Source organism: Arcicella sp. GW458-12-2-14-TSB2 (assembly GCF_059423785.1).
The window spans coordinates 1-2,451 of sequence record NZ_JBWKYN010000318.1 but is presented as its reverse complement, the minus strand read 5'-3'; the positions used below and the strand labels follow the sequence as shown (position 1 = coordinate 2,451).

At 33.6% G+C, this 2,451-nt stretch carries 1 protein-coding gene; it reads left to right on the top strand.

Annotated elements, in window-relative coordinates:
* The first annotated feature begins 428 nt into the window (after positions 1-428).
* Complete coding sequence (locus tag AC07XN_RS24075) at positions 429-2,324, top strand: peptidase U32 family protein (RefSeq protein WP_494744894.1); 1,896 nt, start codon at positions 429-431, stop codon at positions 2,322-2,324.
* Positions 2,325-2,451: the final 127 nt, after the last annotated feature.

Genomic DNA, 2,451 nt, shown 5'->3' with positions numbered 1-2,451 from the left:
AATTAAAACTATATAAAAACCTCCAAAGTAATATAACTAACACTATATTATTAATTAAACTACTACATATCAACAACTTGCTTAACTCTTAACTTAATCCATTATCAACCTTGTCTAGCTCTTTTTTAGCCAAATCTTTTTGGTGTCACCAAGATTTTTTTAGATTATTAAATCAAAAGAGATTCTTGTCCCATTTTAGATGTGCTATTCATAATACAGAAATATTTAATTCAATTTTATAAAAACCTATTAAGAATAAAGTTTGCTTCTACCAGTATCAAATTAAGAGCGATATCACATAAAGTAGTCTTGAATATTTACCTTATTACTCTAATTATATACTAATTATTAACAATAAGCCTTATACTTTATTAAGTATTGACTAATTTTGTAGTCCGAAGAAAATAAATCATCGTAATTATATTTAGATGAAAAAGAAAATAGAAATTCTCGCACCCGCCAAAAATTTGGTTCAAGGTATGGCCGCTATTAATGCTGGTGCAGATGCTGTATATATAGGAGCTCCACAGTTTGGGGCTCGTACTAATGCTACCAATTCGTTAGAGGATATCGCCGAAATGGTTAAATATGCCCATCTTTTTAAAGCTCAAGTGTTTGTCGTTATCAATACCATTTTATATGATAATGAATTGGACTTGTGCAAAAAGCTAATTTATCAATTATACGATATTGGTGTTGATGCCCTGATTGTGCAAGATATGGCTATTATGGAAATGGACTTACCTCCTATCGTAATCCATGCGAGTACACAAGCCAATAACAGAGATGCTAAACATGTTAAATTCTTGAAAGATGCAGGGATGAAACGGGCTGTGTTGGCAAGAGAGTTGAATTTAGATCAGGTTCGTGAAATCAGCGAAGCTACTAATATTGAATTGGAATTCTTTGTTTCTGGTGCTCTTTGTGTGTCATTCAGTGGTAATTGTTATATGAGTATCGCGGGTGGCGAACGGAGTGCTAACAGAGGTTCGTGTGCTCAAAACTGTCGTCTTCCTTATCAATTAATTGATGGGACTGGCAAAACATTAATTGCTAATAGCCATTTATTGTCAATTAAAGACTTAGACCTAAGCGACCAATTACCTAATTTAATTGATGCTGGTGTTACGTCATTTAAAATAGAAGGACGTTTGAAAGATATTGTTTATGTTAAAAACAATACCTCTTTTTTACGCAAGAAATTAGATGCATTTCTAGAACAAAATACTGATAAATATCAAAAAGCTTCGTCGGGTAGAACATTCTATAATTTCGAGCCAGAAATGGATAGAAGTTTTAACAGGGGTTATACCGACTATTTTGTAAACAAACGCAAAGAGAAAATCGGTAACTGGGAAAGTCCAAAATCACAAGGTCAATTGATTGGCAAATTGCTTGAAATAAAGGCAAATGGATATGTAATTGAAAATTATGAGAAGCTAAACAATGGTGATGGACTATATTTTATCAACGAGCAAGGTGAAGCCGACGGCGCACAAATCAACATTATTGTTGGAAATGTAGTAGTACCTAATACTTTTAAACCACTGCCAGTAGGAACAGTCATTTATAGAAATTCAGATGCTGAATTCAACAAAATGGTTGAAAAAGAAAACAGCGCTGTTCGCAAAATTGGTGTTTCATTACGTTTTACTGAAACGGCTGATGGATTCCAATTGTTGGCAGTTGATGAAGATGGTCACCAGTGTAGCTTAACCTTGGAAACTACCAAAGAATTAGCAAAGAGTCAGGAGTCAGTAATTCCTAATATTAAAAAGAACCTTGCTAAAACTGGGAATACACCTTTTATAGTAGACGAAATCGAAGTTGAGTTTTCAAACAATTGGTTTTTACCGATTTCTAAAGTGAATGAAATTAGAAGAGAGGTATTAGAACAATTGGTTGATATTCGTGTAAAAGAATACCATAGAGAAGAATTCCAGATTACTAAAACAGATCACCCTTACCCAGTTCAGAAGCTTGACTTTATGTATAATGTTTCAAACCGTTTGGCAAGAGCATTTTATAAAAGACACGGCGTTACGGAAATTGAAAAAGCCTTTGAATTGCAATGGGACCCTGGAAAGGCGCGTGTAATGACGACTAAGTATTGTGTAAAATACGAGTTAGGAAAATGTGCCAGATTTCAAAGAGAGACCATGGGCGAAAAGTTGGTAGAACCGCTTACGCTTAAACATGGCGAAAATGAATACAAATTGAAATTTAACTGCAAGCCTTGTGAAATGGAGATTTGGGAAAAAGATGCTGAGCTAGAATTTGAAGATGAAGATGAACAATTAGGATATGTTAATTATAGACACTAAGATTTTGTGCCTAATAAACATGAGCTATTCCAAGCTTTTCTTAGAATAAAAAGTTATTTGGATTTATTCTCGTCCTTACTTTTTGCCTTGATGCAAAAAGTAACAAAAAAATCAAGAATTCCTAAAC

Coding starts and splice junctions, on each gene's coding strand:
- AC07XN_RS24075 (WP_494744894.1), top strand. CDS start 429: ATGAAAAAGAAAATAGAAATTCTCGCACCCGCCAAAAATTTGGTTCAA.